Source organism: Sulfitobacter sp. G21635-S1, from assembly GCF_027213915.1.
Lineage (GTDB): Bacteria > Pseudomonadota > Alphaproteobacteria > Rhodobacterales > Rhodobacteraceae > Sulfitobacter.
Genome location: NZ_JAPWGV010000003.1, coordinates 242,938 through 267,848 on the forward strand (window position 1 = coordinate 242,938; position 24,911 = coordinate 267,848).

At 63.1% G+C, this 24,911-nt stretch carries 21 protein-coding genes; 9 read left to right on the top strand and 12 right to left on the bottom strand.

Features of this window, described 5'->3' with window-relative positions; genetic code table 11:
- Nucleotides 1–127: 127 nt before the first annotated feature.
- The 3 genes from hfq (at nucleotide 128) to O4H53_RS05280 (ending at nucleotide 2,490) form a co-directional block, all read left to right on the top strand.
- Entirely contained in the window at nucleotides 128–367 is a 240-nt protein-coding gene (hfq, locus tag O4H53_RS05270; RefSeq protein WP_007119530.1) for an RNA chaperone Hfq, read from the top strand.
- Entirely contained in the window at nucleotides 364–1,662 is a 1,299-nt protein-coding gene (gene hflX / locus O4H53_RS05275) for a GTPase HflX (RefSeq protein ID WP_269361898.1), read from the top strand. Before hfq ends, hflX begins: the two co-directional genes overlap by 4 nt.
- A 426-nt stretch (nucleotides 1,663–2,088) precedes the next feature.
- A complete protein-coding gene (locus O4H53_RS05280) occupies nucleotides 2,089–2,490 on the top strand; it encodes a DUF2177 family protein (protein WP_269361900.1) in 402 nt (133 codons plus the stop codon).
- 27 nt (nucleotides 2,491–2,517) lie between these two features.
- Here O4H53_RS05280 and O4H53_RS05285 read toward each other — a convergent pair whose 3' ends face one another.
- Both O4H53_RS05285 and O4H53_RS05290 read right to left on the bottom strand, forming a co-directional pair.
- Nucleotides 2,518–3,081: a pseudouridine synthase gene (locus O4H53_RS05285; protein WP_269361902.1), complete on the bottom strand. Its 564-nt coding sequence runs from the start codon at nucleotides 3,079–3,081 to the stop codon at nucleotides 2,518–2,520.
- The gene (locus O4H53_RS05290) at nucleotides 3,078–5,546 is read right to left on the bottom strand and encodes a penicillin acylase family protein (protein ID WP_269361903.1); all 2,469 of its coding nucleotides are present in this window, start codon (nucleotides 5,544–5,546) and stop codon (nucleotides 3,078–3,080) included. Before O4H53_RS05290 ends, O4H53_RS05285 begins: the two co-directional genes overlap by 4 nt.
- A gap of 75 nt (nucleotides 5,547–5,621) precedes the next feature.
- On the opposite strand from O4H53_RS05290, the gene O4H53_RS05295 reads away from it, so the two are divergent.
- A complete protein-coding gene (locus O4H53_RS05295) occupies nucleotides 5,622–6,512 on the top strand; it encodes an NAD(P)-dependent oxidoreductase (protein WP_443069512.1) in 891 nt (296 codons plus the stop codon).
- A gap of 86 nt (nucleotides 6,513–6,598) precedes the next feature.
- Here the strand turns inward: O4H53_RS05295 and O4H53_RS05300 are convergent, their stop codons facing one another.
- The 4 genes from O4H53_RS05300 to hemB all read right to left on the bottom strand — a co-directional run bounded on the left by O4H53_RS05300 (nucleotide 6,599) and on the right by hemB (nucleotide 10,872).
- Nucleotides 6,599–6,850 (bottom strand): hypothetical protein, encoded by a 252-nt coding sequence (locus O4H53_RS05300; RefSeq protein WP_114277266.1) that lies wholly within the window; start codon nucleotides 6,848–6,850, stop codon nucleotides 6,599–6,601.
- A gap of 84 nt (nucleotides 6,851–6,934) precedes the next feature.
- Nucleotides 6,935–7,501 (bottom strand): YSC84-related protein, encoded by a 567-nt coding sequence (locus O4H53_RS05305; RefSeq protein ID WP_269361906.1) that lies wholly within the window; start codon nucleotides 7,499–7,501, stop codon nucleotides 6,935–6,937.
- Between the two features lie 103 nt (nucleotides 7,502–7,604).
- Entirely contained in the window at nucleotides 7,605–9,437 is a 1,833-nt protein-coding gene (locus O4H53_RS05310; protein ID WP_269361908.1) for a PAS domain S-box protein, read from the bottom strand.
- A gap of 433 nt (nucleotides 9,438–9,870) precedes the next feature.
- Nucleotides 9,871–10,872 (bottom strand): porphobilinogen synthase, encoded by a 1,002-nt coding sequence (gene hemB, locus O4H53_RS05315; protein WP_269361910.1) that lies wholly within the window; start codon nucleotides 10,870–10,872, stop codon nucleotides 9,871–9,873.
- Between the two features lie 119 nt (nucleotides 10,873–10,991).
- On the opposite strand from hemB, the gene O4H53_RS05320 reads away from it, so the two are divergent.
- Together O4H53_RS05320 and mfd are read left to right on the top strand one after the other, a co-directional pair.
- Nucleotides 10,992–11,519, top strand: a complete 528-nt coding sequence (locus O4H53_RS05320) for a component of SufBCD complex (RefSeq protein WP_269361912.1) — start codon at nucleotides 10,992–10,994, stop codon at nucleotides 11,517–11,519.
- A gap of 31 nt (nucleotides 11,520–11,550) precedes the next feature.
- Nucleotides 11,551–15,033, top strand: a complete 3,483-nt coding sequence (gene mfd / locus O4H53_RS05325; RefSeq protein ID WP_269361914.1) for a transcription-repair coupling factor — start codon at nucleotides 11,551–11,553, stop codon at nucleotides 15,031–15,033.
- 44 nt (nucleotides 15,034–15,077) lie between these two features.
- Here mfd and O4H53_RS05330 read toward each other — a convergent pair whose 3' ends face one another.
- The 4 genes from O4H53_RS05330 to O4H53_RS05345 all read right to left on the bottom strand — a co-directional run bounded on the left by O4H53_RS05330 (nucleotide 15,078) and on the right by O4H53_RS05345 (nucleotide 19,292).
- A complete protein-coding gene (locus O4H53_RS05330) occupies nucleotides 15,078–16,310 on the bottom strand; it encodes an MFS transporter (protein ID WP_269361916.1) in 1,233 nt (410 codons plus the stop codon).
- Nucleotides 16,311–16,425: 115 nt separating this feature from the next.
- Nucleotides 16,426–16,830, bottom strand: coding sequence for a glycerol-3-phosphate cytidylyltransferase (locus O4H53_RS05335; RefSeq protein WP_269361918.1), 405 nt, complete (start codon nucleotides 16,828–16,830; stop codon nucleotides 16,426–16,428).
- A 331-nt stretch (nucleotides 16,831–17,161) separates the two neighbouring features.
- Nucleotides 17,162–17,800, bottom strand: a complete 639-nt coding sequence (locus tag O4H53_RS05340; protein ID WP_269361920.1) for a DsbA family oxidoreductase — start codon at nucleotides 17,798–17,800, stop codon at nucleotides 17,162–17,164.
- Nucleotides 17,778–19,292, bottom strand: coding sequence for a class I adenylate-forming enzyme family protein (locus O4H53_RS05345; RefSeq protein ID WP_269361921.1), 1,515 nt, complete (start codon nucleotides 19,290–19,292; stop codon nucleotides 17,778–17,780). Before O4H53_RS05345 ends, O4H53_RS05340 begins: the two co-directional genes overlap by 23 nt.
- A gap of 64 nt (nucleotides 19,293–19,356) precedes the next feature.
- Between O4H53_RS05345 and O4H53_RS05350 the strand changes: the two genes are divergently transcribed.
- Complete coding sequence (locus O4H53_RS05350; protein ID WP_269361923.1) at nucleotides 19,357–19,974, top strand: helix-turn-helix domain-containing protein; 618 nt, start codon at nucleotides 19,357–19,359, stop codon at nucleotides 19,972–19,974.
- A gap of 86 nt (nucleotides 19,975–20,060) precedes the next feature.
- Here the strand turns inward: O4H53_RS05350 and O4H53_RS05355 are convergent, their stop codons facing one another.
- Both O4H53_RS05355 and O4H53_RS05360 read right to left on the bottom strand, forming a co-directional pair.
- Complete coding sequence (locus O4H53_RS05355; RefSeq protein ID WP_269361925.1) at nucleotides 20,061–20,711, bottom strand: aquaporin; 651 nt, start codon at nucleotides 20,709–20,711, stop codon at nucleotides 20,061–20,063.
- Between the two features lie 84 nt (nucleotides 20,712–20,795).
- Entirely contained in the window at nucleotides 20,796–22,529 is a 1,734-nt protein-coding gene (locus O4H53_RS05360; protein ID WP_331284221.1) for an extracellular solute-binding protein, read from the bottom strand.
- 529 nt (nucleotides 22,530–23,058) lie between these two features.
- On the opposite strand from O4H53_RS05360, the gene O4H53_RS05365 reads away from it, so the two are divergent.
- On the top strand, nucleotides 23,059–23,832 hold the full coding sequence (locus O4H53_RS05365) for a 3-hydroxybutyrate dehydrogenase (protein ID WP_331284222.1): 774 nt from the start codon (nucleotides 23,059–23,061) through the stop codon (nucleotides 23,830–23,832).
- The gene (locus tag O4H53_RS05370; protein ID WP_269361931.1) at nucleotides 23,832–24,869 is read left to right on the top strand and encodes a patatin-like phospholipase family protein; all 1,038 of its coding nucleotides are present in this window, start codon (nucleotides 23,832–23,834) and stop codon (nucleotides 24,867–24,869) included. Before O4H53_RS05365 ends, O4H53_RS05370 begins: the two co-directional genes overlap by 1 nt.
- Nucleotides 24,870–24,911 lie beyond the last annotated feature (42 nt).

Here is a 24,911-nt window from a genome sequence, read left to right on the forward strand (position 1 = left end):
GGGCTGACCCAAAACCGGTCAACCTGCGGAGATTGGGGGTGGAAACTCCCCGGCAGGGACTGCATAGTTGGCCAAATTGGGGGGGCCCGGTCCGCGGGTGCCGGCAAGAATAAAAGCGAGAAGTCTTATGGCGTCTGACAGACAGAACCTTCAGGATGCATTCCTGAATCACGTACGCAAGACCAAGGTTCCGGTAACGATTTTCCTGATCAATGGTGTGAAATTGCAGGGTGTCATCACCTGGTTTGACAACTTTTGCGTGCTTTTGCGCCGCGACGGTCAGTCTCAGCTTGTGTACAAACACGCCATTTCGACCATCATGCCAAGCCAGCCGATCAGCCTTTACGAGGGCGAAGACGCTTCTTGAGCAAGACGTCCTTTCAGATCGACAATACCGATGGCCCGCGCGTGACGCGGGCCTGGGTTCTGCACCCTGAAATCAGATCCGACCCGGACCGCCGCGCGCCGCAACCCGCGCTGGAGGAAGCCGTGGCGCTGGCCCGTGCTCTGCCGCAGCTTGAGGTGGTGGGGGCCGAGGTGGTGCCGCTGCGCAAGGTCGATGCGGGCAAGCTCTTTGGCAAGGGCAAGATCGCCGATCTGCATGATGCGCTGGAAGCGGCGGAGGTGGAGCTGGTGCTGGTCGACGGCTCGGTCAGCCCGGTGCAGCAACGCAACCTGGAAAAGGCCTGGGGCGTCAAGCTGCTGGACCGGACCGGCCTGATCCTTGAGATTTTCAGCGACCGTGCCGCAACCCGCGAGGGTGTGCTGCAGGTCGAAATGGCCGCGCTGAACTATCAGCGCACGCGGCTGGTGCGGGCCTGGACCCACCTGGAACGCCAGCGGGGCGGGCTGGGGTTTGTCGGCGGTCCGGGGGAAACCCAGATCGAGGCCGACAGGCGCGCCATCGACGAACAGCTCGTGCGCTTGCGCCGCCAGCTCGACAAGGTGGTGAAGACCCGAGCGCTGCACCGGGCCGCCCGGGCCAAGGTGCCTTACCCGATCGTGGCATTGGTGGGCTATACCAACGCAGGCAAATCGACGCTGTTCAACCGGTTGACCGGGGCGGATGTGATGGTCAAGGACATGCTCTTTGCCACGCTGGACCCCACCATGCGCAGTCTGGCGCTGCCGGACGGGCCCGAGATCATCCTGAGCGATACGGTCGGTTTCATCTCTGACCTGCCGACCGAACTGGTCGCCGCCTTCCGCGCGACGCTGGAAGAGGTGCTGGCGGCGGACATCATCCTGCATGTGCGCGACATCAGCCATGCGGAGACCGAGGAACAGGCGCATGATGTGCGCGAGATCCTGACCTCGCTGGGGGTGGCCAAGGAAACCCGGACATTCGAGGTCTGGAACAAGCTTGATCTGCTGCCGCCCGAGACCGCCGAAGCCCTGCGCCAGCGCGCCGAGCGGGACCCCGACATGATCGCCATTTCCGCGATCACCGGGGCGGGGCTGGACCGGCTTCAAACCGCCGTGGCCGAGGCCCTGCAGGGGGCGGTGCGGGTTGCCGAGATATCGCTGGCCTTTTCCGAAGGGCGCAAACGCGCCTGGCTGTTCGAGCAGGACGTGGTGGAGAAGGAAACCCCGTCAGAGACCGGATTCGACCTGGTTGTGCGCTGGTCGGCCAGACAGGAAGCGCAGTTTCAGGGGTTGTGATGCGGCAAACTCTTTGAAGAGTTTGGTCCGGAAAATTTGAATTTTCCGATTTGCGCGATATCGCAAGCGTTTTCGAAAGAGTGAAAATGCCTCCGATGGTTCGATCTCGTTCTGTGCTGGCTGTCCAGCGGGGCGCTCAGTTTCAGGGCCATGACGCAACAAACTCTTTGAAGAGTTTGGTCCGGAAAATTTGAATTTTCCGATTTGCGCGATGTCGCTCTGGGCTGGCTGTCGAGCGGGGTGCTCAGTTTCAGGGCCATGACGCAACAAACTCTTTGAAGAGTTTGGACCGGAAAATTTGAATTTTCCGTCTGCCGCAGTCCATGTTGCGCCGGAGAGCTGAAATTCTTTGAAGAATTTCGCCCGGAAAATTCGAATTTTCCGGTCCCCGCATCATATGGTTGCACACCCCAGGCGGAGCACCCCATGACCCTTGCTGTTCTCTATCTTGCCACCTTTGTCATCTTCATGGGGCTCGATTACATCGGGCTGACAAAGCTGATCCAACCCGTCTTTGAGCGTGACATCGGCCCGCTGCTGCTGGAGAATTTCCGCATCGGCCCGGCGCTGATGTTCTACGCCTTCTATGTGGGCGTCCTGCTCTGGTTCGTGTCCTGGCCCGCCCTGACGCAGGACAGGAGCCTGTTGTGGGTTCTGGGCAATGCGGCGCTGATTGGTGCGATGGGCTATGGCACCTATGAGTTTACCTCGCTTGCGGTGATGAAGGACTGGACCTGGCAGATGACGCTGACCGATGTGACCTGGGGCACCTGCCTGACAGCGGTTGCGGCCACGGGCGGGGTGTGGGTGGCGCGGCTGGTGGGTTAGGCCCCGACCGCTTTCAGGCCCCGGTTTTCAGGCTCCGGTCTCGGAGGCCCAGCGCCAGGCGCCGGGCGCCAGATCGTTCAGCTCCCAATCCCCGATCCGCCAGCGGATCAGCCGCAGCGTCGGCAGACCCACGTGGGCTGTCATCCGGCGCACCTGGCGGTTGCGGCCCTCGCGGATGGTGATGCGCAGCCAGGCGTCGGGCACGGATTTGCGGAACCGCACCGGCGGGTCGCGCTGCCACAGGCCCAGGGGTTCATCCACCTGGGTGATTTCGGCGGGGGCAGTCTTGCCGTCCTTCAGCACAACGCCCCGGCGCAGCGCATCCAGTGCTTGCGCATCCGGCCGCCCCTCCACCTGAACCAGATAGGTCTTGGGCCGCTTGTATTTCGGATGTGCGATACGGGCCTGCAGGGCGCCATTGTCGGTCAGCACCAGCAACCCCTCGCTGTCCTTGTCCAGCCGTCCTGCGGGGTAGAACCCCGGCTCGGCGATGAAACCTGACAGGGTCGGGCGCGAGGAGCCCTCGGTGCCCTTGTCGGTGAACTGGGACAGGACGCCAAAGGGCTTGTTGAACAGGATGACCCGGTTCATGGGGTTTCAGGCGTCAGCGTGGTGATCCCCACCGAGGCGGCACGGGCCAGATCCTCGTCCAGCGACATCGGGATATATTCGCCGCGCCGCCACAGCTGCGCCAGATCGTCGTAGTGGCGTGACAGGAAATGCCCCGATTGCCCGGTCGAGGTGATGAAGACCGATGAATTGGGGTCGGCAAAGTCGTAGACCCCCCGGTAGCCCGCGCCATGCACATTGTTGAACGGGTCGGGCAGGCTGCCCTTGGTCAGGCCGCGCTGCAGGGTGTTGTCGCCGCCGGAGGTCGATTGCCGGATGTTCACGAAATAGCGCAGCACCGGCACCTGTCCCAGCACCGGATGATCATGGGTCGCCTGATGCGCATCGCCCCAGCGCAGGGACTCCAGTTGCGTGCCCCAATGCTCGTTGATCCAGAGCAGCGCGTCATCCAGCGCCAGCCGGGCCATGTCGGGGCAGGTTTCCACCGGGGCGGACTGGCGCACGTCGCACCAGACCGATGCGCCTTCGACATTGCGGAACACGCGTTCGATGAACAGAGGGTCCACATGGGTGAATTCGGCGGCCAGCGGGCCGAGGTCGTCCTGGATCAGCCGCGCCTGCAATGCGCGCAGCCAGGCGGCATAGATCAGCGGCTCGGGCAGGTGTTCGTTCATCTCGCCGGACCATTCGGCCAGCAGGTTCAGCGCGCGCTGGCGCTGGCGTTCGGCGGTGCCGTCGGGGGCCGCTTCCTCGGTAAACCACAGTTCCGCCCCGATCAGCGGCAGCAGCGATCTTGCGGTGAAGCTGACGGTGTCGAGCTGCGCCTCGATAAAGCTGTCGCGGGTATGCACCTGCCGCCCCTGCATCAGGCGCTGCCAGCGCTGCACCCGCTGGGTATCGCCCCAGAGATAGGAAACATGGTTCGGAAAGGGGCGGTCCACGGTCTTGTTGTTGGTATTGCCCAGGATGCCGCCCGCAGGCGCCACAAAGGCGGGGTTGGCGGTAAAGGGCATCACCCCCTGCCAGCGGTTCGCGGCGATCCAGCCGGGCGAGGGCAGACGCCCCCTGGACTGATGCGCCGCATCCCGGCGGGGCAGCGCGCCGATTGTCTTCATCGCGATTTGCTGGCGGTCCACCAGCATCAGGTTCTGTGCCGGCGCGATATAGCGTTCCGAGGCGCGGATCGCATCGGCGATGGATTTCGCCTCCATCAGGTCGAGGGCGGCGCCCAGCGAGGTGTCCTTGGCGCTGAGCACCGTCCAGCTGACAGAGGCGACATGGCCGGGCGGGGTGATGCTGGCCAGGTTGTAGAGGCTGCCGGGCAGCACCGGGCCATTGTCGGTCCAGCGCAGGGTGATGGTGACGGGATCGCCGTCCTTGACCGTGATGATCGAGGAGCGGGTGACAAAGTCCTTGAACCCTTCCGGTGTGCGGTATTGTTCGCCGTCATCGGGGTTCAGCGCCTCGATATGCACGTCCTGGTCGTCCACATAGGCGGAGGTCAGACCCCAGCCCAGGGTGGCGGAGCGCCCCGTGAGGACCACCGGAATCCCCGGGATCGTGCCGCCGATCACACCGCCGGAGTCCAGTTCCATCCGCGCCAGATACCAGACCGAGGGGGCGGTGAAACCCAGGTGCGGATCATTGGCCAGCAATGTCCCCCCGGCGGCAGAGCGCGAGGGGGCGGCGGCCCAGGCATTCGAGGCCCCGGCAAAGGCCATGTCCCTGAAGGGCGACAGCGGATGCGGATCAAGGGGCATGTTTGCCGCAAAGCGGGGGGCGCCGGGCACAAGTGCGGCATATTCCGGCAGGGCCGCGATGCCGGGGCCGGGCACATCGGGCAGGATGTCGCGCAGCCGGTCCGGCTCTGCCAGCGCCAGCGACACCCGCGCGCGCAGCACCTCGGCCTGAAGGTGCCCCGACAGTTGCAGGCCCATCAGCTTGGCGATGGCGATGGAATCCGCCGGCCGCCAGGGGGCCATGGGTGCGTTGAACAGCAGCATCTCGGGTGCGCCGCGCCCCAGCGCTTCCGAGTTGATCTGTGCGATCCGGGCATTCACCCCGGCGGAATAGGCTTCCAGCTTGGCACGGGAGGCGTCATCCAGCGCCTCGACCGATTGCACCGAAAGCCGGTAGATGTCGAAGCGGCGCAGCAGCCTGTCGGTGTTCAGGGTGCTTGCGCCAAAGACCTCGCTCAGCCGGCCCTGGGCGGTGCGGCGCAGGGTGATCATCTGCCACATCCGGTCCTGGGCATGGGCAAAGCCGAGGCCAAAGAACACATCCAGGTCGTCGCTGCCGAAGATATGCGGCACATTGGCATTGTCGCGCACGATCTCGACCGGGGCGCGCAGCCCGGCCACCTCGACCGTGTCGTTGTAATCGGGCAGGGACCGTGACGCGAGCCAGTAGACGAGCGACACCACCACCACGCTCAGCACGATCAGGGCGGCGGTGATCCGTACAAGCCAGCGAAAGACAGTGACCATTAAGCGCTCCGAGGGGACTGGCGCGATTGACCAACGCGCGCAGGGTGATAGGTAAAACTCTGACTAGCGCAACTGATGGACAAGGAAAAGCAGATGACAAAACTCGCATTTTTGGGGTTGGGGGTGATGGGCGCGCCGATGGCGGGGCATCTGCAGAAGGCCGGGCATGACGTAACCGTCTATAACCGCACTGCGGCCAAGGCCGAGGACTGGGTCAAGGCATATGGCGGCGCGATGGCGCGGACCCCGCGCGAGGCGGTGAAAGATGCCGAAGTTGTGATGGCCTGTGTCGGCAATGATGACGATCTGCGCTCTGTCTGCCTGGGCGAAACCGGGGCCTTTGGCGGGATGACGGCGGGGGCGATCTTTGTCGATCACACCACCGTGTCGGCGGCGGTCACGCGGGAATTGTACAAGGCCGCCGATGCGGCGCAGATCAGTTTCGTGGATGCGCCGATCTCGGGCGGGCAGGCGGGTGCGGAAAACGGCGCGCTGTCGATCATGTGCGGTGGTGACAAGGGCGCGTTTGACCGGGCGCTGCCGGTGATGGAGGTCTATGCCAAGATCTGCCGTCGCATCGGTGAGAGCGGGGCGGGCCAGATGACCAAGATGTGCAACCAGATTGCCATCGCAGGTCTGGTGCAGGGCTTGTCCGAGGCGCTGCATTTTGCCGAGAAGGCCGGTCTGGACGGTCGCGCTGTGGTGGAGGTGATCAGCCAGGGCGCTGCCGGTTCCTGGCAGATGGCCAACCGCTATGAAACCATGCTGGACGATGAATTCGACCACGGGTTCGCGGTGGACTGGATGCGCAAGGATCTGGGCATCTGTCTGAAAACAGCCGATGAAAACGGGGCCAGCCTGCCGGTCACCGCGCTGGTCGATCAGTTCTACAAGGATGTGCAGAAACTGGGTGGCGCGCGCTGGGATACATCGAGCCTGATCAAGCGCCTGCGCGCGATGGGGTAGGGCCTGCTCCGGAAGGGGCAGGATCAATCCTGAATTAATATCATCTTGTCAGAGGGTTACAGGTCGAAGTTAAGGAAAGGCGTCAATCAATACGCCGGTTTGACCTTTTTGTACTTGGCTTCGAGCACCTGAAAGTTCTCGTTGCCGCCTTTGCCTTCCTCGACCAGCACCCAGCTGCCGCCCGGTTTCTTGGCGGTGACCTTGCATCCGCTGGAACGGCATTTGATCTTGAGCTTCATGCCGTCTGAATATGTCCATGCGGCATCTCCGGCCAATGCCGGTGCGGCGCCCAGACCAAGTGTGAGGGCAGTGGCGATAATTGCTGTTGTTCTGATCATTCCTGGCTCCAAATCTGTCGTTGAATGCGCCGAGGTTAGGTGTCGCCCCGACGCAGTGTCAACATAAACAGAAATTGACCCGGTTTACGGAATGATGCGCGTATATTTGGTGCCTTCCAGCGTGGCACCGATGCGCAGACCGGCGCGGCCAAAGACCGCTGCCAGAACCGGCGTCAGCACCGTTGTGGTATCGGCAGACACGCTGTCGCCCTTGTCCGAAATCACATATTCCATGTCGGCCCCCGCAGCCCAGCCGGGGGAGCGGCGGAATTCGGTCAGAGCGGCCTGGGTCATGAAGAACAGCACATGCGCATATTGCTGCGCGCCGATCTGCAAGCCGCCCGATCCCTTGACGACGGAATAGTAATCCACCGTCACATTGTCGATCAGCAGGGCACCGCGCCCATAGGCGCCGCCAAAACCAAGGCCCGCTTCGGTCACCAGCGGCATCACCAGCATGCCGTTGGCCTTTTCCGCAAGGCTGCGGGTGTTGGGATAGCTGCGGTACATTTCTTCCAGCGTGGCGCGCACGCGCGCGTCGATGGTGCTGCTGCCCCGTCCGCCCACACCGTTGCCGCATGCCGCGAGTACAGGAGTTGCCGCCAGCGCACCAAGGGTGAACGCCCGCCGCGAAATCTGAGTGTTTTTCATGTTTTTCTGCCCGTAAAAGTTGCCTGATGCCGGTTGGTCCGACTTGCGGGCAACTTTAAGCATAATTCCGCAGGATGTCATGCCCTTTGGGCTTTTGGGCGAATTATTGCTGGGATCGGGAGAGTGGCAGGGTGAACCAGAAGTCGGTGAAGTCGCCGGGCACGCTGACAAAGCCGATTTGACCGCCCAGATACTCCACGATCTGCTTGCAGATGCTCAGGCCCAGGCCGGTGCCGCCATGGTCGCGTGTCAGGGTGGGCGCGGCCTGCGCGAAGGGCAGGAAGATGGTGGGGCGGAACGCCTCGGGAATGCCCCGTCCGCGGTTGCGCACCACAACCCGCGCCATATCGTCCCTGCGGTCCATGATCACTTCGACGATTGTATCGTTATCGGCGAATTTCGCGGCATTCGACAGCAGGTTTGTCATGATCTGGCAGATCCGCGCCGGATCGACCTGGCACAGCAGCGGCCCTGCGTCCAGTTTCGTGGTGATGGTGACCCGGTAGCTTTTGGCAAGCGACCGGTTCTCTTCGACCGCTGTCGCGATCAGCCCGCCCAGATCGTGATCGCCGGTTTCGATGTCCAGATCGCCTTTCGAGAACCTTTCGAAGTCGAGAATGTCGCCCACCAGCATCCCCAGCCGGTCGGCGTTCTGAAGCGATATGTCCAGCAGGCGTCTCATCGGTTTTGGCAGGTCCTGATCTGCGGCCTGCGCCTGAAACAGCTTGAGCGCGCCGAGGATCGAGGTCAGCGGCGTGCGCAGCTCGTGGCTGACGGTTGCGACGAATTCGCTTTTCAGGTCCTGCAGGCGGTGCTGTTCGGATACATTGACGACCTGGGCAATGAATTGCACAGCCTGGCCATCCTCGTCACGGACGGCAGCGATGCTGAGCAGACCCCAGATCACCTTGCCGCTTCTGTGCAGGAAACGCTTTTCCGTCTGGTGATAGCACAGGTAGCCGTCTTTCAGACGCTCCAGTTCCAGCATGTTTTCCGCGATTTCATCAGGGTGCAGGATCATCGGGAATCCCTTGCCCTTCAGCGCCGATTTGTCGTGACCGACAAAGGTGCAGAAGGCCGGGTTCACCTTCAGCAGCTTGCCGTCCAGACCCATGATCGCCTTGCCGATCGGCGCGTTGTCAAAGGCCGACTGGAACTGCTTCATGCTTTTGCGCAGGGCCAGTTCCGTCCTCTTGCGGTCGGTCACATCAACCTGGGCGCCGACGATCCGGGTCGGGTTTCCCTGTGCGTCCCGCCGGGCCACGAAAAGATCGGTGCGCATCCAGCGCATTTCGCTGCGGTCGCGGTTGAACAGCCGGAACTCATTGCTGTTGCGGCTTTCCAGACCTTTTGCGAGCCTGCGCATGGGGGCATCTGCGGCGTTCAGGTCATCGGGGTGGACCCGGCTGCGCCATTCTTTCTGAACGTCCACGATCTCATCGCGGGGCAGCTCCATCAGGTCGCGCCAGATGTCGGAGACATGGGCTTCCTTCGTGATCATGTCGAATTCGAACACCCCGATCCCGGCCCCGCTGATTGCATTCTGCGCGCGCAGCAATTCGGCGTTCCGGGCGTCTTCACGGGCGCGTTCCTCGGTGATGTCGCGCAGGACAATGGTATGACGGGCAGGTGCATCCGCGTCCTTCCAGGCGGTGACATGCACCAGGAAGTGACGCTGCTCCTTGTCGCGGCGGGTGCCCGTGATGTCATGCAGCGTGGCAGAGGTGGCGGGTGGCGCGATCCGGGCGTCCAGGGCGGCGCTGTCGAGGCCCGGAAGAACAGTTGAGATTTCCATGCCGGCCAACTGGCCGGGCTCATATCCCAGGAGGGTGCATGCGGCAGGATTGCTGATCAGAACCTCGCCCTTGTGATCCAGCACGATCACCGCGATCTCCGCAGTGGCAATCGCCTGTGCCAACAACTCGTGCTCAACCATCACGTCAGGCCTTATCTTCGCAATATTCGACACGCGACCCTCCGCGCAACACCAAGAAACACACAATACGACCGGTGCGGGAATCTGTGGCCGCCCGCACTGACTAACCTATAGGTTGAGTAATGACTGAAATCGTGTCTAACTGTGGGCTGATTTATGTCTGAAAAGTGTTTTGTTGAATTTTTTACGGGGTTTTCGTGCGTTCTGGCCGCCTGTTTGCCGGGCGGCCCATCCGCCCGTCGCGTTGGAATATGGAAATGCAGTGATTCTTACTCGTAATGCGGGAAAATCTGTCAGGTCACGGATGCGGTCCTGAGGCGATGTGATCCGGCAGCGGCAGACCCGTCCGCAGCAGATCTTGTCAGGTCATGCCTGATTGTGCAGCCCGCCCGGGTCCGGCAGTTCCACAGGGCCGCGGAGGTTCGGCCGGGCGTCAGCCGCCGTTCAGCAGGCGCGCGGCGGCGGGGGCGAAATAGGTCAGCACGCCGTCGCAGCCCGCGCGTTTGAACCCCATCAGGCTTTCCATCATCACCCGTTCTTCGTCGATCCAGCCATTCTGTGCGGCGGCCTTGATCATCGCGAATTCGCCCGACACCTGATAGGCGAATGTCGGCGCGCCAAAGCTGTCTTTCACCCTCCGGCAGATGTCCAGATAGGGCTGGCCGGGTTTGACCATCACCATATCCGCACCCTCGGCCAGATCACGCGCCACCAGGCGCAGCGCCTCGTCGGCATTGCTGGGATCCATCTGATAGGTCTTCTTGTCCCCGGTCAGCGCGCCGGAGGCCCCCACCGCGTCCCGGAAGGGGCCGTAGTAGGCAGAGGCATATTTCGCGGCATAGCTGAGGATCATGACGTCGGAATGCCCGCCCGATTCCAGCGCATTGCGGATCGCGCCGATGCGGCCGTCCATCATGTCGGAGGGACCGATGATGTCGGCCCCCGCTTCGGCCTGGGCCAGCGCCATCCTGACCAGCGCCTCGACCGTGCGGTCGTTGACGATGATGCCATCCTCGACGAAACCGTCGTGGCCGTTGATGTTGTAGGTGTCCAGCGCCACGTCGGTCATCACCGCCATCTCCGGAAACTTTGCCTTGATCGCGGCAATCGCGCGGTTGGCGTGGTTCTGCGGGTCCCAGGCGCCGGTGCAATCCTCTGTCCGCTCTTCGAGGCCGGTGTAGGGAAAGATGCACATCGCCCCGATCCCCAGCGCGTCGGCCTCTGCCGCGGCCTCGACGATCTTGTCGACCGACCGGCGCATGACACCGGGCATCGAGGGCACCGGTTCCTCTATGCCTTCGCCGGCGCGCACGAAGACCGGCCAGATCAGATCACCCACTTCAAGCGCGTTTTCGCGCACCAGCGCGCGCACGGCGGGGCTGACACGGGTCCGGCGCAGGCGCGCGGCGGGGAAGGGGGCGACGATGGGATTCATGCAAAAATACCTCAGTTTGCCAGACCCATTGCTTGGCATGAAAAAAGTGGGCTCTCAAGGGTAGGAATTGCCCGGCGCCTTGGGTATGACCTGCGCACTTGTGGTCCAGAGGACAAGACTTGGATTGGTATCAGACCCTATTCGAACTCATCGACATGCGGTCCTTTTCGAACCTGTGGTTCTGGATTGTACTTGCGGTGACCTGGTCGACGGCCAGCCATTGGGTGTTGGGCGTGCCCTATGACATGGTGCTGCGTGCCCGCCGTCAGGGCGCACAGGCCGAGGTCGATCTGGAAGACATGGTGCGCATCAATGTGAACCGGCTGTTGTTCATCGCGCAGGTCTCGGGCCTCTGGATTCTGGGGTTTGCCTGTTTCGGGCTGACCATGCTGGTTCTGCTGGGCTTCGTCTATGGCATGGAATTTGCGCAGGCGGTGTTCCTGCTGGCCTTTCCGCTGTCGCTGATCGGGGCGCTCAGCCTGTCCACAGCGCGGCTGATCCAGTCGGAAAGTGCGACCGGAGAGCGGCTGCGCAAGCGGCTGACGCGGCACCGGCTTTATACCCAGATCATCGGCATGGTGTCGATTTTCGTCACCGCGATCTGGGGCATGTATCAAAACGTGGCGCTTGGCCCGCTGGGCGGTTGACAGCGCCCTGCGTGGGGCCAATTGGAACGACATGGTTAAGCAGAGCAAAATCACGCTGTCGGGCGTGCCCGAAGGCCATGATGCACGGGCCCTGCTGGAGGAGGTCGCCAAAGGCGCTCCGGTGCTGCACATCGCCCGCGATGACAAGCGGATGGCGGCGATGCAGGCCGCACTTGCCTTTTTCGCGCCGGACATGCCGGTGGTCACCTTTCCGGGCTGGGATTGCCTGCCTTATGACCGGGTTTCGCCCAACGCCGACATCTGTGCGCAACGCATGGCAACGCTGGCGGCCCTTGTGCACGGGATGCCCGACAAATTCGTCCTGCTGACCACGCTGAACGCCGCAACCCAGCGGGTGCCTGCGCGCAGCGTGCTGCGCGAGGCGGCCTTTTCCGCGCGGGTCGGCAGCCGCATTGACGAGGCCGCGCTGCGGGCCTTTCTGGTGCGCATGGGCTTTGTGCAAAGCCCCACGGTGACCGAACCGGGCGATTATGCCATCCGGGGCGGGATCATCGACATCTATCCGCCGGGTGATCTGGGCCCGGTGCGGCTGGATTTCTTCGGCGATGTGCTGGACGGCGCGCGGCGGTTTGACCCGGCCAGCCAGCGCACCACCGACAAGCTGGAGGTGGTGGAGCTTGCCCCGGTGAGCGAGGTCATCCTCGACGAGGCGGCGATCACCCGGTTCCGGCAGAACTACCGCATCGAGTTCGGCGCGGCGGGCACGGATGACCCGCTTTACGAGGCGATCAGCGCGGGGCGCAAGCATCAGGGCGCGGAGCATTGGCTGCCCTTCTTCCACGAAAGCCTTGAGACGCTTTTTGACTATCTGCCGCAGGCCACGGTGACGATGGACGATCAGGTGACACCGGCGCGGCTGGCCCGCTGGGACAGCATCGCCGATCAATACGAGACCCGGCGCATCGCCATGTCGAACCGCTCGAAGATGGACAGCGTCTACAAGCCCGCGCCGCCGGAAGGGCTCTATCTGGACGACGAGGCCTGGCTGCTGGCGACGCAGGATCACCGGGTGATCCAGTTCATGCCGCTGCCGCAACCCACCGGGCCCGGCGTGCTGGACGCGGGCGCGCGGATCGGGCGCAGCTTTGCGCCGGAGCGGCAGCAGGAAGCGATCAGCCTGTTCGGCGCGCTGGCGGATCATATCCGCCGCAAGATGGCAGAAGGCCCGGTGCTGATCGCGAGCTATTCCGAAGGCGCGCGTGAACGTCTGACCGGGCTGATCGAGGACGAGGGCCTGGCAGAGGCGATCCCGGTCAGGAACGCCACCCGCATCGGCAAGCGCGGTCTGCATCTGGCGGTCTGGGCGCTGGAATCCGGGTTCGAGGCGCCCTGGGAAGCGGCGGGGCCAGAGGGCCGCATCACGGTGATTTCCGAGCAGGATGTGCTGGGCGACCGGCTGATCCGCGCGCCGCGCCGCAAGCGCCGGGCGGAGAATTTCCTGACCGAGGCGCAAAGCCTGACGCCCGGTGATCTGATCGTGCATGTGGACCACGGCATCGGGCGCTATCAGGGCATGGAGGTGATCACTGCCGCCGGGGCCGCGCATGAATGCCTGCTGCTGGAATATGCCGAAGGATCAAAGCTTTATCTGCCGGTCGAGAACATCGAACTGCTGTCGAAATACGGCCATGAGGAAGGGCTTCTGGACAAGCTGGGCGGCGGTGCCTGGCAGTCCAAGAAGGCCAGGCTCAAGGAACGCATCCGCGAGATGGCGGACAAGCTGATCCGCATCGCGGCGGAACGCGCCTTGCGCAGGGCGCCGGTGCTGGAACCCCCCGTGGGCGCCTGGGACGCCTTCGCGGCGCGTTTCCCCTATACGGAGACCGACGACCAGCTGCGCGCAATCTCCGACGTTGTGGACGACATGACCAGCGGCAACCCGATGGACCGGCTGATCTGTGGCGATGTCGGCTTTGGCAAGACCGAGGTGGCGATGCGCGCGGCCTTTGTCGCGGCGATGAGCGGCGTGCAGGTGGCGGTCATTGCCCCCACGACGCTGCTGGCGCGCCAGCACTACAAGTCATTCTCCGAACGTTTCCGGGGCTTCCCGATCCAGGTGCGCACCCTCAGCCGCTTTGTGTCGGCGAAGGAAGCGGCGCTGACCCGTGACGGCATGGCCAAGGGCACCTGCGACATCGTGATCGGCACCCATGCTCTGCTGGCCAAGGGCATCAGGTTCAACAATCTCGGGCTGCTGATCATCGACGAGGAACAGCATTTCGGCGTCACCCACAAGGAACGGCTGAAGGCGCTGCGCACGGATATTCACGTGCTGACCCTGACCGCCACGCCGATCCCGCGCACACTGCAGCTGTCGCTGACGGGGGTGCGCGACCTGTCGATCATCGGCACGCCGCCCGTCGACCGGCTGGCGATCCGCACCTATGTCAGCGAATTCGATATGGTCACCCTGCGCGAGGCATTGCTGCGCGAACATTACCGCGGCGGGCAGTCGTTCTATGTGGTGCCGCGGGTGTCGGACCTGCCCGAGATCGAGGCTTTCCTCAAGGAACAGCTGCCGGAACTTACCTATGTGGTGGCGCATGGCCAGATGGCGGCGGGCGAGCTGGACGACCGGATGAACGCCTTTTACGATGGCAAGTTCGACATCCTGCTGGCCACGACCATCGTGGAATCCGGGCTGGATATTCCCACCGCCAACACGATGATCGTGCACCGCGCCGACATGTTCGGTCTGGCGCAGCTCTACCAGATCCGGGGGCGGGTCGGGCGCTCCAAGACCCGCGCCTATGCCTATCTGACCACCAAGCCGCGTGCGAAGCTCACCGCCACCGCAGAGAAACGTCTGCGGGTGCTGGGCAGCCTCGATACGCTGGGGGCGGGGTTCACGCTGGCCAGCCAGGATCTGGACATTCGCGGGGCAGGCAACCTGCTGGGCGAGGAGCAATCCGGCCAGATGCGCGATGTGGGGTTCGAGCTTTATCAATCCATGCTGGAAGAGGCGATTGCCAAGATCAAGGCAGGCGAGATGGAGGGGCTGTCGGAGGCGGACGAGCAATGGGCCCCGCAGATCAACCTCGGCGTGCCGGTGCTGATCCCGGAGGATTTCGTGCCGGACCTCGACGTGCGGCTGGGGCTTTACCGCCGGCTGTCCGGGCTGAGCACCAAGGTGGAACTGGAAGGTTTCGCCGCCGAGCTGATCGACCGTTTCGGCAAGCTGCCGCGCGAGGTCAACACGCTGATGCTGGTGGTGCGGATCAAGGCGATGTGCAAACGCGCCGGGATTGCCAAGCTGGACGGTGGCCCGAAGGGGGCGACGATCCAGTTCCACAACGACAAGTTTGCCTCACCCGAGGGGCTGGTGGCCTTTATCCAGGACCAGCGCGGGCTGGCACGCGTCAAGGACAACAAGATTGTCGTGCGCCGCGACTGGAAATCCGAAGCGGACAAGATCAAGGGCGCCTTTGCCATTGCCCGTGACCTTGCAGAGCATGTGATTGCCAAGGAAAAGAAGGTCAGGAAAGTGTCCTGACCGAGGGCGCAGCGGCAAGGGCGCCGGTCTTTAAGCGCCGCAGGTTATTCCGCCGGGGCGGCGAGGTCCACTTCGGAGCGTGTCAGCAGCAGCATCAGACCCCAGGCCGCGCAGGCCATGAGCAAGACGGAACCGAAGAGCAGCGACACATCGTCGGCAAACATCAGGGCAACCGGCGAGGCGATCAGCGCCGCCAGAATGGTCGATACCGAGCCAATGACAGAGGCCGCCATGCCCGCCATATGGCCCATCGGCTCCATCGCGATGGCATTGAGGTTGCCAAGCGTCAGCCCGGCCTGGGCGAAGAGGCACAATTGCCAGAACAGGAAGGCCCCGAACCCCAGCACGCCACCGGCGCTGGCAAGGCCGGAGAAATACATGAACCCGGACAGCAGGATCTGTCCGAACAACGTCAGCCTGACCAGCCGCCGCATGCCCAGACGTTCGACCAGCAACGCATTCAGGATGCTGGATGTGCCCGCGATCACGGCCACGGCGCCGAACCAATAGGGGAAGGTCTCTGCCCGGCCATAGACCTGGGCATAGACCGGCTGGATCAGCATCAGGGTGCAAAAGAACATGGCCATGGCCATGACCTGTACAATGATCGCCAGCCGCACCGTGCGATGTGTCATGATCTCGCGGATGGCATCGAGCAAAAGGCGCAGCCGCAGGGGGCGGCGGTCTTCGCTCCGCAAGGTCTCTGGCAGGCGGATCGCCATCCAGATCACGCTGATGGCCGAGAAGGCGACAAAGGCCAGGTAGATGCCGCGCCAGTCCGACAATTCGATGATCAGCGATCCCATGATCGGGGCCAGCGCCGGCACCAGGGTAAAGACCAGCATGACGAAAGAGACGATCTTGGCCATATCCCGGCCCGAGAAAAGATCGCGGACCACGGCAATCGCCACCACGCGCGGGCCGGAGGCGCCCAATCCCTGAAACACCCGCGCGACAAGCATCGCCTCAAGCGACTGGCTGGCCCAGGCCGCCATTGCGCCGATAATATAAAGCACCACCCCACCAAAGATCACCGGCCGACGGCCAAAGGCATCCGAAAGCGCGCCGGTCACCAATGTGCCCGCTCCCATGCCAAAGACAAAGGCGGTCAGGATCAGCGGCGCGCGATGCGCAAGTTCCGGTGACAGTTCGCGCGAGATTTCCGGCAGCGCGGGCAGCATCGCATCAATGGAAAACGCGATGGAGGCGAACATCATCGCGATCAGTCCGACAAACTCTGCCCTGTGGATTGTCAGTTCTTGCTTGGGCTTGTCCACACGGCACTCCAACGGGTGCGCCGAACAAAAAAACAGGCGCTTTCCGTCGTTTGGATAACCCATGGTTGCAGGTCAGACAACAACTTATAAAAACAGTCGTAAATTTTTCTAACGCTCAGGATGCCAGCCGCGTTTCTGCGCAAGAAAGTGTTGCTGATGTATTGGGCATTTCAAGCAGCTGAACGATGTCGCTCAACCCCTGCAGGTCGACAAAGGGGGGCACTTCGCCCAGTGCCAAGGCACCTGCATTGTAGTTCACGATATCGGTGCGCAGCTGGTCCCAGCAATCCTGCGCAATGACCCGCGACACAAAGCGCGCGCGTTCGAGCATCGCGCGCCGCTGGTGATAGGGCAAGGCGCAGCGGATGCCGCTGCGCAGACAAAGCGCATCGGTGGCGCAACCCACGATCAGCTCTCTGCCAAGGCCGCCCAGATGGCGCAGCCTTGCGCTGGTTTGCGGCCCGAAATCGTCAAAAACACCATATGTCAGCACCACCCGGCCGGGCACCTGGCCGATCATGCGCCGGTCCTCTGCACCGGGCCGGATTCCTTCAGCCAGATGGCATGAACAGGGCAGGGCCGGGGGAAGAATACCGGCTCTGCCGCCGCTTTTCCCCCCTCTGAAGAGGGCGGAAGAATGATGAAAGCCCTGCCTGAATGCCACACGGCATCGCGGTCCGGCGTCGCCTGGATGTCTGTCATTGTACCCGCTCAAACTGTTCTGATCAGGGGTCTGTGCCCCATTTGTGCCATCAGGTTAGGCCAGCGGGCGGGTGCTGGCAAAGCCCATGTGCCACATGGACACCGGATGTGGCCGATCTGCCATAGTCACGCGGAAACAGTATGTAGGTTCAGCTGCCTTGCAGCTCTGCGATCACCTTTGCCCAAAGCTCGGGCGGCTGCGCGCCGGGAACCGCGTGCTGGTTCGCCACGATGAAGGTCGGAACCGAATTGATCCCCATCCGGCGGCTGTGGGCATCGCGGTCCTGAATGGCCTTGCGGTCCTCGTCGGTCTGCAAAAGCCGGGTCACGACCCCTGCGTCCATCTCGATGCTGTCTGCGATATCGGCCAGCACCTCGGCATCGCCGATGTCGCGGGCCTCCACGAAATAGGCCTTGAACAGCGCGGAGACCGCCGCCGTCTGGCGCCCTTCGATCCCGGCCCAATGGATCAGCCGGTGGGCATCCAGCGTGTTGGGCGTGCGTTTCATCTGCTCGAAGTTGATCGTCAGCCCGGCTTTCCGGGCATGATCCACGATCGGGGCATAGGCGCGCACCGCGCCCTCCTTGCCGCCGAACTTGTTCTCAAGATAGGCGCGCCGGTCCATGCCTTCGGCGGGCATATCCGGGTTCAGCTGAAACGGGTGCCATTCGATCACGAATGGATGGTCCGGATGGTCCAGCAGGGCCCGGTCAAGATGGGCTTTTCCGATATAGCACCAGGGGCAAATCGGGTCTGACATGATGTCAAGCTTGATCGGGTCCGGCATCTTTTCTGGCCTCGAATTCCGCGCGCAACCTGCGCCGCAAGAGCTTGCCATTGGCCCCGGTGGGCAGCGCGGCAAGGTGAATGTAAAGGCGCGGTTGCTTGTAGCGCGCCAGCGTTCGTTCCGCATAACGGGCCAGCGCCGCATCGTCCAGAGGGGCAGGCGCGGTGTAGAAGGCGGCGATCACGCTGACACCGGGTTTGACCTCGACTTCGGCGGCCCCCACGCCGGTGACGCCGGGCGCATTGGCAAGCGCCGCCTCGACCTCCACCGGCGAGACCCGAAAGCCGCCCGCGTTCATCATGTCGTCGCGCCGCCCCAGATAGGTGATCTGCCCCTCCGCATCCATCACGCCCTGATCCCCGGTCAGGAACCAGTCGCCCTGAAACCGCGCAGCGGTCTGTTCCGGCGCGCCAAGGTAGCCCAGCATCAGGCCGGGGTCGCTGCGGTGAATGGCAATGGTGCCCACATCGCCGGTTGCGGCGGGGCCGGTTTCGGTCAGGATCGCCACCCGGCGTCCCGCCTGCGCGCGGCCCAATGCGCCGGGTGTCGCCGGATGGTCCGGGCAGCCGGAGATGAAGGTGGAACATTCCGACATGCCAAAGGCCTCGTAAACCGGGGTGCCGGTGGCCGCGGTCCAGGCGTCGCGCACCACCGGGTTCAGCTTTTCCCCCGCGCTCAGCCCGTGGCGCAACGCGGGCAGGGCGAGGTGGTCGCGCCCTTTCAGCATTTGCCGGTAGACCCCCGGGGCCGCCGCAAAGAGGGTTGCGCCATGCCGTGCCATCAGCTCGGGCAGATCTGCGGCCTGGGTGCCGGGCGCCGGGATCAGCGCGGTGGCGCCCATCGTCCAGGGGTCCATCAGCCCGGTGCCAAGGGTAAAGGTCCAGTTGAACGCGCCCGCGTGCAGCATCCGGTCTTCCGGGCGCAGCCCGTACCAGCCGTCAAACATCATCTGCCGCGCCAGGATCGCACGATGCGCATGCATGACCGCCGTGGGCCTGCCGGAGGTGCCGGAGGTATAGATGATATAGCCCAGCCTGTCGGGATCGCCCAGATGCCAGTCCACCGGCGGCAGCGCCTGCATGGCGCGCAGATCGTCCACATCAATGCGCGAAGGATGCGGCGGGCAGGGGACATCGGGGTCGTGCAGGATGGCGGCAGGGCGCAGATCGGGCAGCAGCCGCGCCACTTCGCCCTCGGTCAGCGCCGTTGCGGTGGGCACCGGCACCAGCCCGGCGGCCAGCGCCCCCAGATAGGCAATCGGGAAGTCGGGCGTATTGCCCAGGCGCATCAGCACCACGTCACCCGGCGCAAGGCCGGCCGCCCGCAATCCTGTGCCGGTGCCGCGGACCGCCCGGGTCAACCGGTCAAAGGACCAGTCCTCGCTTGTGTCCGCCGAGAGCAGCGCCAGCGCCACCTTGTCCGGCGTGGCAAGGCCTGCCCGCAGCACATGCTGCGCCAGATTGAAGTCGGTATATGCGGTTGTTGGTGCCATGCCACCGCGCTAGCCCAGCACGTGGCGCGTTGCAAGCACCGCCACGGGGCGCTAAAGCAGGGGGATGAGCCAGAACGCCAGCCTGATCGAGATTGCACGCGCCAGCGGTGAGCCGGAAATCACCCCGCCTCTGGATCTGGGCGCGCGCGTGCGGGAATTGCGCAAGGCGCGCGGCTGGACATTGGAACAGGCGGCAAAGCAGGCGGGTCTGGCGCGCTCCACCCTGTCAAAGATCGAAAACGGCCAGATGTCGCCCACCTATGAGGCGCTCAAGAAACTGGCCATCGGGCTTGAAATCTCGGTGCCGCAGCTATTCACGCCGCCTGCGGCGGAAAAGATCAATGGCCGCATGGCGGTCACCAAATCGGGCGAGGGGGCGGCCAAGGCCACCACCACCTATGAGCATGAGCTGCTGGCCGAGAGCCTGCGCAAGAAACAGATGCTGCCCTACCGCGCGCGCATCCGGGCCCGCACGATGGAGGAATTCGACGGCTGGGTGCGCCATGACGGCGAGGAATTCCTTTACGTGCTGACCGGCGTGATCACACTTTACACGGAATTTTACGAACCGGTGGAGATGCGCCGGGGCGACAGCGCCTATTACGATGCGGCCATGGGCCACAATGTGATCTCCACCTCTGCCGAGGATGCCACGATCCTTTGGGTGACCTCGCTGGTCTGACCTTTTTCAGGTGCCCAGATAGGTCTGGGGGGTGGGGCAAAGCTGCAAGCAGACTGGATGGCATGCGGCACGGCCGCGCAACCGGATCACCTGTCGTCGAACAGCGGGCGCAGGATGACATGGGCCAGAAACACCGCCGCGATCTGTGCCGCGATGAAAGCCGCGATATGGCCGGGATAGATGCCTGCAAAGGTATCGGAGAACCCGCGTGCAAAGGTCACCGCCGGATTGGCGAAACTGGTGGAGGCGGTGAACCAATAGGCGCCGGTGATATAAAGCGCGACCAGTACCGGCACCGCCTCTTCACGGTGTTTCAGCCCGCCGAAAATCACGAACAACAGGCCGAAGGTTGCGATGGCTTCGGAAAACCACTGTGCGGCACCGGTGCGGTGCATGGTCTGGCTGACCTGCAGCACCGGCAGGTCGAACATCAGATGTGCCACCCAGACCCCCAGCACGGCACCAGCCACCTGGGCGGCGACAAAGAGCGGGACTTCCCTGCCGGGCATCTGGCCCCGCAGGTAAAAGGCCAGAGTGACCGCCGGGTTGAAATGCGCGCCGGAAATCGGGCCCAGCACGGTGATGATGGCATAAAGCATGCATCCCGTGGCAATGGCATTGGCCAGCAGGGCGATGGCACTGTTTCCCTCGGCCAGGGAAGCGCCCATGATTCCGGAGCCGATGACAGCGACCAGCAGCATCGCGGTGCCCAGCCCCTCGGCGGCGAGGCGCCTCATGGCTGTGGACATGGCAGGAGGGGCCGGAAGGGCGCGGGGGGCGTTGCGAAAATACTCATGGCGCTGCGGTATCGCGAAGATGTTTCAATTTTGTGACGCATCCCACCACCAGACCTCTGGCATGTAGTTCGGCCCGTCGCCGTAAAGCGGAATCCTGTCGGGATATTTCATTTCGACCTTATGGGCGATCAACCCTTCGTCGAACTGCCAGAAGGGGATGACGTAACGCCCCGCCGTCAGCAGCCGGTCGAGCGCGCGCACGGCATGGGTGAATTCATCCGCCCCGCGCGCGGTCAGCATCTTGTCGATCATCGCATCGACGGCGGGGCTTTCGATCCCCATCATGTTGCCCGATCCGGGCACTGACGCAGCGTCAGACCCCCAGTAATACCGCTGTTCGGTGCCGGGGCTCAGCGACAATGAGCGCCGGAAGGTGGTGATGTCGAAATCGAAAGTCTCAAGCCGCTTGTTCAGCTGGGCATTATCAACCACATCGACCGTTGCGGCGATCCCCAGCCGGGCAAGCGCCTGCACATAAAGATCGGCAATCTTGTCCGAACCGGCCACATCCAGCCTGCTGCCCTTGGACAGCAGGATATTCACCGTCAGCGGTTTGCCCGCCGCATCCCGCATCACCCCGTCCTGGGCCGAATACCCCGCCGCCTGCAATTGTTTCATCGCATGGCGAATGCCTGCGCGGTTGCGGGCTGATCCATCCCCTTCGGGCAGCGCATAGCCAGTCAGCGCGCCTTCGGGCAGGGTGTCGCTGAAGGGTTTCAGCAGATCGGCCACCGGCGCCGGTGCAGGCCCGGGGCGCATCGCAAGTTCGGAATTCGAGAAATAGGAGGTGATGCGCGGCAGCCTGCCGCCGGTCAATGTCTCGCCGATATATTCAAAGTTGAAGGCCCAGATCAGCGCGTCGCGCACCCGCCAGTCGTCAAAGGGTGGTTTGCGCGTGTTCATCACGAATCCGGTCATGCCCGAAGGTTTGGCATGGGGGAACGTCGATTTCACGATCTCGCCGCGCTGGACGGCGGGAAAGTCGTATTGCGTGTCCCAGGTCTCGGCGTTGAATTCGCGCACGGCGGAAATTTCGCCTGCCTTGAAGGCTTCAAAGACAACATTGGCATCGCCGTAGAAGTCCAGCTTGATCTCGTCGAAATTGTTGGTACCCCGGCGAAACGGAATATCTGCCCCCCAGTAATCGGGATTGCGCCGCAGGGTGACATAGCGGCTGGCCTGATAGTCGCTGATCACATAGGGCCCGCTGCCCAGCGGCACCTCCTGCAGGGGCGCATTGGCGAAATCCTTGCCCTCCCATTGTGCCTTGCTCAGGATCGGGCGGATGCCTGCCAGCAGCGACAATTCGCGGTTGTCGGTGTTGAAGGTGATGCGCAGCGACCGGGGGCCGGTCTGTTCGATGCTTTCGATCTGTTTCCAGAAGTCCCGGTAGCGCGGGTGGCCTTCCGTTCCCAGAAGTTCGAAGGAAAAGATGACATCCTCGACCGTCACCGGGGTGCCGTCAGAGAATCGGGCCTCCTCGCGCAGGGTGAAGGCGACCCAGGAACGGTCCTCCGGCACCTCCACTGATTCGGCCAGCAGACCGTAAAGTGTGAAAGGTTCGTCCAGGGACCGGCCCATCAGCGTCTCATGGGTGAAGAACGGCAATTGCCAGGGGATAGAGCCCTTGAGGACATATGGATTGAGGCTGTCGAAGCTGCCGGAATTCCCCAGCACGATCCGCCCGCCCTTGGGCGCATCCGGGTTCACGTAAGGCAGGGACACAAAATCGGGTGGTAGGGCGGGTTCGCCGTACATAGATATCCCGTGCTGCGGTTCCGCGCCCGCCGGGGCGGCACAGAGAATCAGTGAAGAAAACGCCGCAACCGCCCAAGCTTTCTGGAAAAAATGAATCACCATTTTCTGCACAATCTCGCACTGCCCTTATTTTGTTAGGGCCTTGCATAGCTGGGCTTGGAGGGCACTTCAAACTTAATGCTTGGCCTGAGGCGCGAGATTGCTTATACATAGGGCACTGCTCGATAGGTTTCTTGCCTGTATGAAACCTGCCTCAATAACTTAACGCCAGCTTCGTGCTGGCGTTTTTTTTTGGCCCCGCCCGGTGCCGGACAAATTGCGGCGGGCGCGGCGCTTTGCCCGTGAAAACCCCCGGGGCCAGATACCTTGTCCGGGGCCATCGACCGGCATCACCCGGTGTTTCAGCTTTCCCCCGGACGCGCTATGCAAGGGGAAAGATTATTCTGCCCGACGCGTTCACTTTGCAGGTGCAGCGCGGCATGATGCGGCGCAGCATCCAACTTCAGGAGATTTCACCATGGCCTATACAATCGACCTTTCCGGCAAGACCGCCGTGATCACCGGTTCCAATTCCGGCATCGGGCTGGGCATTGCCTGGGAACTGGCGCGGGCAGGGGCGGACATCGTGCTCAATTCCTTTACCGACAACGGCGAAGACCACGATCTGGCCAGGCAGATCGCGGAGGAGACCGGGGTCACCGCGCGTTACATCCGGGCGGATATGTCCAAGGCTGACCAATGCCGCCAGCTGATCACCGAGGCGGGGCGTTGCGATATTCTGGTGAACAATGCGGGCATTCAGCATGTGGCGCCGATTCCGGATTTCCCGGTCGAGAAATGGGACGCGATCATCGCGATCAACCTCAGCTCTGCCTTTCACACCACCGCCATGGCGCTGCCGATGATGCGCAAGGCGGGCTGGGGCCGGGTGATCAACATCGCCTCTGCCCACGGGCTGACGGCCTCGCCCTTCAAATCCGCCTATGTGGCGGCAAAACACGGCATCGTCGGCCTGACCAAGACCACGGCGCTGGAAACCGCGCAGGATCCGATCACCGCCAATACCATCTGCCCGGGCTATGTGCTGACCCCGCTGGTGGAAGCGCAGATTCCCGACACGATGAAGGAATACGACATGTCGCGCGAGGATGTGATCAAGAACGTGATGCTGCAACGACAGCCCAGCAAGGAATTCGCAACGGTCGAACAGCTGGGCGGGACCACCACCTTCCTGTGCTCTGACGCGGCGGCGCAGATCACCGGGACAGCCATCAGCGTGGACGGTGGCTGGACCGCACTTTGATGGCAGCCGGGAAAAAGCGGATCAATCTGGCGCTTCAGGGCGGCGGCGCGCATGGCGCCTTTACCTGGGGCGTGCTGGACCGGCTCCTGCAGGAGCCGGACCTGGAAATCTGCGGCATTTCCGGAACCTCTGCCGGGGCGTTGAATGGTGCGGCGGTGAAAGCCGGTTTCGTTGCCGGGGGTGCCGAAGGTGCGCGGGAAAACCTGGCATGGCTCTGGCGGCAGGTGTCGGGCATGCAGGATCTGCGGATGCAGAGCTGGATGGCCCCTTTCGGCATCGCCGCTGTCAGCCAGGCGCTGGAATATTCATGGCCGGTTGCCATGGCGGATGCGGTGTCGAATGTGACCTCGCCTTATGCCTATGGCCCGTTCTACCGCAATCCGCTGACCGATATTGTGACCAGGCTGGATTACGACAAGGTCTGCAATGGCATAGCGCCGCAGCTTTTCATCTGCGCGACGCGGGTGCGGAACGGCAAGATCAGGGTGTTCTCGGGCGATGAGATCGGGCCGGAGGCGATCATGGCCTCCGCCTGCCTGCCCACGGTGTTCCAGGCGGTGGAAATGCACGACACGGAAACCGGCCAGATGGAGGCATTCTGGGATGGCGGATACACCGGAAATCCGGCACTTTTTCCCTTGTTTGACAAGGGGTTGCCGGACGACGTTCTGGTGATCAACATCAACCCGCTGGAACGGCACGACCTGCCGCGCACGCCAAAGCAGATCCAGAACCGGATCAATGAGATCAGCTTCAATTCAAGTCTGCTGAGGGAGCTGCGCGCGATTGAATTTGTCCAGCGCCTGCTCGACAGCGGCAAGATCCCCGAAGGCTCGATGAGCCGGATCAGGGTGCATATGGTGGCTGACGACAAGCTGATGGAGAAATTGTCGGTGGCCACCAAGCTGGTGCCGCTGCCCGCTGTGATCGCGACCCTTTTCGAAGCGGGTCAAGCTGCGGCGGCGGGCTTCCTTGATGCGCATAAGGACAAGATCGGTGTGGAAAGCAGCGTGAACCTTCCGGAGATGTTTGGTTAAAGCCCGAGGGGGCGGAGTTTTTAAAAACTCCGGACCGTTTTC

Coding starts and splice junctions, on each gene's coding strand:
- hfq (WP_007119530.1), top strand. CDS start 128: ATGGCGTCTGACAGACAGAACCTTCAGGATGCATTCCTGAATCACGTA.
- O4H53_RS05280 (WP_269361900.1), top strand. CDS start 2,089: ATGACCCTTGCTGTTCTCTATCTTGCCACCTTTGTCATCTTCATGGGG.
- O4H53_RS05285 (WP_269361902.1), bottom strand. CDS start 3,081: ATGAACCGGGTCATCCTGTTCAACAAGCCCTTTGGCGTCCTGTCCCAG.
- O4H53_RS05290 (WP_269361903.1), bottom strand. CDS start 5,546: ATGGTCACTGTCTTTCGCTGGCTTGTACGGATCACCGCCGCCCTGATC.
- O4H53_RS05295 (WP_443069512.1), top strand. CDS start 5,622: ATGGACAAGGAAAAGCAGATGACAAAACTCGCATTTTTGGGGTTGGGG.
- O4H53_RS05300 (WP_114277266.1), bottom strand. CDS start 6,850: ATGATCAGAACAACAGCAATTATCGCCACTGCCCTCACACTTGGTCTG.
- O4H53_RS05305 (WP_269361906.1), bottom strand. CDS start 7,501: ATGAAAAACACTCAGATTTCGCGGCGGGCGTTCACCCTTGGTGCGCTG.
- O4H53_RS05310 (WP_269361908.1), bottom strand. CDS start 9,437: ATGGTTGAGCACGAGTTGTTGGCACAGGCGATTGCCACTGCGGAGATC.
- hemB (WP_269361910.1), bottom strand. CDS start 10,872: ATGAATCCCATCGTCGCCCCCTTCCCCGCCGCGCGCCTGCGCCGGACC.
- mfd (WP_269361914.1), top strand. CDS start 11,551: ATGGTTAAGCAGAGCAAAATCACGCTGTCGGGCGTGCCCGAAGGCCAT.
- O4H53_RS05335 (WP_269361918.1), bottom strand. CDS start 16,830: ATGATCGGCCAGGTGCCCGGCCGGGTGGTGCTGACATATGGTGTTTTT.
- O4H53_RS05340 (WP_269361920.1), bottom strand. CDS start 17,800: ATGCCGGACCCGATCAAGCTTGACATCATGTCAGACCCGATTTGCCCC.
- O4H53_RS05345 (WP_269361921.1), bottom strand. CDS start 19,292: ATGGCACCAACAACCGCATATACCGACTTCAATCTGGCGCAGCATGTG.
- O4H53_RS05350 (WP_269361923.1), top strand. CDS start 19,357: ATGAGCCAGAACGCCAGCCTGATCGAGATTGCACGCGCCAGCGGTGAG.
- O4H53_RS05355 (WP_269361925.1), bottom strand. CDS start 20,711: ATGAGGCGCCTCGCCGCCGAGGGGCTGGGCACCGCGATGCTGCTGGTC.
- O4H53_RS05360 (WP_331284221.1), bottom strand. CDS start 22,529: ATGTACGGCGAACCCGCCCTACCACCCGATTTTGTGTCCCTGCCTTAC.
- O4H53_RS05370 (WP_269361931.1), top strand. CDS start 23,832: ATGGCAGCCGGGAAAAAGCGGATCAATCTGGCGCTTCAGGGCGGCGGC.